This window comes from Plantactinospora alkalitolerans, from assembly GCF_015690345.1.
Classification (GTDB): Bacteria; Actinomycetota; Actinomycetes; order Mycobacteriales; family Micromonosporaceae; genus Plantactinospora; species Plantactinospora alkalitolerans.
This window is the reverse complement of record NZ_JADPUN010000343.1, coordinates 1-4,815: the sequence shown is the minus strand read 5'-3', so window position 1 is coordinate 4,815 and position 4,815 is coordinate 1. Positions and strand designations below refer to the sequence as shown.

Sequence of the window (4,815 nt, the reverse complement as noted above, 5' to 3'; positions counted from 1 at the left end):
CGAGGACCGCTCCAGGCCCCGTCTCACCGCTTCCGGGGACCGTCTCACCAGCGTCGTGGCGTGAGAGCATCCGCACCGGCGGCCGTGCCGTAGCGGCCCACCCGGTCGGCGACGATCCGCTCGACCAACGCGAGCGCCGTGACGACCTGGCCCTGCACGCCGGCCACCCCGTCCACCGTCGAGATCCGGGCGGCGAGCGCGTCGTCACCGCGTACCGCCTCGATGACGCTACCCTCGGCGGCACCGGTGCCCGCCACGACGGTCCGTCCCGTCCCGCCGAACTGTGCGGCCATGGTCGCGATCGCGGCGTTGCGCTCGGCCGAGTCCTCCTCGACGTAGGCCGCCCCGGTCACCAGTACCGCGGCGTCCGCGGGACCGTCCAGCCGCTCCGGCACGGTGAGATACTGCGCCCTGGCGTACGCGGACAACACCACCGAACGGCGGTCGTCGGTCTGGACTCCGGACGGATCGGGGGTGAGAAGGACCGTGGCCAGGAGTGCGCTGGCGGTTCGGACCCCGTCGCCGGTGGCCGGCAGCGTGCCGGCCGGAACGGTACGGGTCAGGGCGAGCAGATCCAGGCTGTTCTTCGGGTTGAAGAAGGCTTCCCGCACGTCGATGGGCCCGGTTACGGCGGCCCCGGCCAGTCCGATCTTCTCGATGACGCCGCCAGCATGCTCACGACCGGACGGCGTCGTCAGCACCACGATCCGGCGGCCGGTCAACGTTCCGCTCAACAGGGCCGGCGCGGTCTCGTTGATGTAGTCGTCCTTACGACTCGCCTCTTCCTCGAGCTCGTTGGCCGTGTCGCGGAGCTGTTTGTTGGCCTTGTGCGCCGCGCTGACCGAGTCGCTGAGCACGTCCGAGGCGACGCCGTTCGCCGCCGTCGTGCCGAACACCGCGCCGACCGCCAGGGCGAGGAACACCGCGGCGAGCGAGACCATGTGGTAGCGGAAATTGATCATTGCCGCATTTTATGGACATCCGAGAGCCGTCGCGGGGCCGGCGCTACGGCAGTTCCATGGTCTCCGAGATCGCGATCTCGGTCAGTGCGGCGTCCAGATAGTCGCCGACCGACCGGCCGGTGACGGCGAGCAGGTCGGCGACGAGCAGCGGGGCGTGCCGGGCCACGGCCGCCGGATCGGCCGGCGGCATCTCCTCCGCCATCTGGTGTACACCGAGTGCGCCGGTCAGCAGCAACGCCAGCACCGAGACGTCCAGGTCGGGAAACCAGTCGATGTTGGTCCGGACGCACCGCTCCAGGACCGCCTGCACGTCCTCGCCGGCCAGCCCGTCCGGATGTGTCTCCTCCAGCAGCATCCGCAGTACCGCGCCGAGCACCAGCCCGACCTGCTCCGGGCTTTGCCCGGTCAGCTCTCCGGCCGCCCGGTCGAGAGCGGCCGGGTCCTTGGCCCTGGTCGCCTCGACGGCGCCGGTCGTGCCCTGGCTGATGGCCCGGGCCACCCGTGCGGAACTCATCGGCACATTCAACCGGACGACCCGGACCCGGATGTTGCGGCACCCGGGTCCGGGCGGTCCGAGCCGCACGGCGCGGTTCGACTCGCACAGCGCGGCACGGTCCGATTCGCGCCGCACGGCGCGGTGCGGAACGGTCAGTCGCCGGTCAGGAGCTGGTCGAAGCTCGTGGTCAGGGCGAACGGGTCGGCGCCGGCCGTCGCCTCACGCTGGCTGACCTGCTCGGCGAGCTCGCGGCCCGCCCGGTCGATCCGGCCGCGTAGCGTGCCCTGGGCGTTGCCCCCGGCCCAGTCCTCCGGGGCGGCGAAGACCGAGGTGGGCACCACGACCGCCCGCAGGTAGCTGAACATCGGCCGCAGCGCGTGTTCGAGCGCCAGCGAGTGTCGGGCGGTGCCGCCGGTGGCGCCGATCAGGACCGGCCGGTCGACCAGGGCGTCGTCGCCGAGCACGTCGAAGAACGACTTGAACAGTCCACTGTAGGAGGCGTTGAAGATCGGCGAGACGACGATCAGCCCGTCCGCGCCGGAGACCGTCTCGATGGCCTGCTTCAGCGACGGTGACGGAAAGCCGGCCAGCAGGTGGTTGACCACGTCGTGCCCGTGGTCACGCAGCTCCACCACCTCGGTCCGGACCCGTACGCCCCGCCGGTCCAGCTCGTCGCCGGTCGCCGCGGCGAGCTGGTCGGCCAGCAACCGGGTCGACGAGGGCTGCCGGAGCCCGGCCGAGACCACGGCAAGGGTGCGCCGGCTCATCGGCCCGACCTCGCCTCGCTGGTCGCACCCGCCTCGCCGGTCGTGGCCACACCGGCGGGCGCCGGGGCCGCGTCCCGTTCGGCGATCAGCGACGCGTGCGTCGGCGCCTCCGGGACGTGTGCGGGACGGACCGCGTCAAACTCCTTGCGCAGCACCGGTACGACCTCCTCGCCGAGAATGTCCAACTGTTCCAGGACAGTCTTCAAGGGCAGCCCGGCGTGGTCCAGCAGGAAGAGCTGCCGCTGGTAGTCGCCGACGTACTCCCGGAAGGTCAGGGTCCGGTCGATCACCTGCTGCGGACTGCCCACGGTCAGCGGCGTCTGCTCGGTGAACTCCTCCAGCGAAGGTCCGTGCCCGTAGACCGGGGCGTTGTCGAAGTACGGCCGGAACTCGCGTACCGCCTCCTGGGAGTTCTTCCGCATGAACACCTGCCCACCGAGACCCACGATGGCCTGGTCGGCGGAACCGTGGCCGTAGTGCGCGAACCGCTGGCGGTACAGCCCGACCATCCGCTGGGTGTGCTCCCTGGGCCAGAAGATGTGGTTGGCGAAGAACCCGTCGCCGTAGTACGCGGCCTGCTCGGCGATCTCCGGGCTCCGGATGGAGCCGTGCCAGACGAACGGCGGAATCCCGTCCAGCGGCCGGGGCGTCGAGGTGAAGGACTGCAGCGGGGTCCGGAACTTGCCCTGCCAGTCGACGACGTCCTCCCGCCAGAGCCGGCGGAGCAACTCGTAGTTGTTGATCGCCAACGGGATGCCGTTCCGGATGTCCTGTCCGAACCACGGGTACACCGGCCCGGTGTTGCCCCGGCCCATCATCAGGTCGACCCGACCGTCCGCCAGATGCTGCAGCATGGCGTAGTCCTCGGCGATCTTCACCGGGTCGTTGGTGGTGATCAACGTGGTCGCGGTCGACAGCAGCAACCTGCTCGTCCGCGCCGCGATGAAGCCCAGCATGGTGGTGGGCGAGGAGGGCACGAACGGCGGGTTGTGGTGCTCGCCGGTGGCGAAGACGTCGAGACCGACCTCCTCCGCCTTCACGGCGATGGCGACCATCGCCTTGATCCGCTCAGCCTCGGACGGCTCCCGCCCGTTGGTCGGATCCGTGGTCACATCACCGACGGTGAAGACCCCGAACTGCATGACAGCTCCTCACGTCAAACCCGGTTCACGTTCGGTACCGGAACATCCCGCACAACATAGTTGCTGAGTCAACTATTCCGTCCCGGAAAGATGCCAGGTCACGAGTACCCGGTAAGGCCGGGGCACCAACTACCATCGGTGATCTCCGCCATGCCGGCGCGCCGGGGATGTGCACCGGGACCCGGATACGTTATCCATGTCGGGTGAAGGCAGGCCGAGCACCGTACGACGAGACAGCGCGCCCGCCCGCGCCCGGCGACGACTGCCCGGCTCCGTGGGTCCGCCCCGAGCCGACCCCCCGGCAGCGCCGCCGGGACCTGTACCTGGGTCTCTCGATGGCCGCCGCCGCCCTGCTCAGCGTCGTCCTGTCGAACAGCATGGGAAGCTTCCCGCTCGGACCACCACCGTCCTGGCCCGAACAGCTCGGCTGGGCGGTCGCGGTCGGACTGCCGCTGATCTGGCGGCGCAGCCGACCGGAACTGTGCACCCTGGTGACCGCCGTCGTCTTCATCGCCGCCCAGGCCCGGTCGAGCCCGGAGACGCTGGCGTCCTCGGCCGCACTCTTCGTCGCCATCTACAGCCTCGGAGCCTGGGGACGGAACCGCCAACTGGCGGCCCGGATCCGGATCGGCGTCATCGCCGCGATGTTCGGCTGGCTCGCCCTCGCGGCCACCATCTCCGTCCTGTCGACCTCGCCGGAGTTCGTGGGCGCGGCCGGCCCCCTGCCGCCGTTCCTCGCGGTCGCCATCACCAGCATCCTGTTCAACCTCGCCTACTTCCTGCTCGCGTACCTGCTCGGCAACAGCACCTGGACCTCGGCCCGCCGCCAGCACCTCCTCGAGGTCCAGGCCGAGGCGCTGCGGCAGTCCCGGGTCGAGAACGCCGAACGGGCCGTGACGCAGGAGCGGGTGCGGATCGCCCGCGAACTGCACGACGTCGTCGCCCACCACGTCTCGGTGATGGGTGTCCAGGCGAGCGCGTCCCGACGGGTCATGGACAAGGATCCGGCCAAGGCCAAGACCGCGCTCGCCGCCGTGGAGCAGAGCGCCAGGACCGCCGTCGACGAGTTACGCCGGATGCTCGGGGTGCTGCGCGACGCGGGCGCGACCGACCAGGCCCTCGGATACGGCCTGGACCAGGTCGACAGCCTGCTCCGGGGCGCCCGGGAGGCCGGACTCACCGTCGAGTACAAGATCCTGGGCGAGCCGGTGCCGGTGCCGGAGTCGGTGTCCCTCGCCGGGTACCGGGTCGTCCAGGAAGCCGTGACGAACACCATCAAGCACGCCCGGGCCAGCGGCATCGACGTACGGATCCGGTATCTCAGACGCGAGGTCGAGGTGGAGGTCACCGACGACGGCCGGGGCGGGTACGTCGCCGGGCCGGCCCCGCGCCCCGGTTCGGGCGGGCTCGGCCTGATCGGCATGCGGGAACGGGTCGCCGCCCACGAC

At 70.8% G+C, this 4,815-nt stretch carries 5 protein-coding genes; 1 reads left to right on the top strand and 4 read right to left on the bottom strand.

Translation table 11 applies throughout. The features are described from left to right. Positions 1–44 precede the first annotated feature (44 nt). The 4 genes from I0C86_RS36705 to I0C86_RS36690 form a co-directional block, all read right to left on the bottom strand. Positions 45–962, bottom strand: a complete 918-nt coding sequence (locus I0C86_RS36705) for a copper transporter (protein WP_196205911.1) — start codon at positions 960–962, stop codon at positions 45–47. A gap of 43 nt (positions 963–1,005) precedes the next feature. Further along, positions 1,006–1,476 (bottom strand): hypothetical protein, encoded by a 471-nt coding sequence (locus tag I0C86_RS36700; protein ID WP_196205910.1) that lies wholly within the window; start codon positions 1,474–1,476, stop codon positions 1,006–1,008. A gap of 134 nt (positions 1,477–1,610) precedes the next feature. Next, a complete protein-coding gene (locus I0C86_RS36695) occupies positions 1,611–2,225 on the bottom strand; it encodes an FMN reductase (protein WP_196205909.1) in 615 nt (204 codons plus the stop codon). Then, positions 2,222–3,367 carry an LLM class flavin-dependent oxidoreductase gene (locus I0C86_RS36690; protein WP_230395401.1) on the bottom strand — a complete coding sequence of 382 codons (1,146 nt, stop codon included), beginning with the start codon at positions 3,365–3,367 and terminating at the stop codon, positions 2,222–2,224. Before I0C86_RS36690 ends, I0C86_RS36695 begins: the two co-directional genes overlap by 4 nt. Before the next feature lie 203 nt (positions 3,368–3,570). On the opposite strand from I0C86_RS36690, the gene I0C86_RS45290 reads away from it, so the two are divergent. Then, on the top strand, positions 3,571–4,815 hold a 1,245-nt coding region (locus I0C86_RS45290; RefSeq protein ID WP_323374073.1), incomplete at its 3' end, for a sensor histidine kinase.

Coding starts and splice junctions, on each gene's coding strand:
- I0C86_RS36700 (WP_196205910.1), bottom strand. CDS start 1,476: ATGAGTTCCGCACGGGTGGCCCGGGCCATCAGCCAGGGCACGACCGGC.
- I0C86_RS36705 (WP_196205911.1), bottom strand. CDS start 962: ATGATCAATTTCCGCTACCACATGGTCTCGCTCGCCGCGGTGTTCCTC.
- I0C86_RS36690 (WP_230395401.1), bottom strand. CDS start 3,367: ATGCAGTTCGGGGTCTTCACCGTCGGTGATGTGACCACGGATCCGACC.
- I0C86_RS36695 (WP_196205909.1), bottom strand. CDS start 2,225: ATGAGCCGGCGCACCCTTGCCGTGGTCTCGGCCGGGCTCCGGCAGCCC.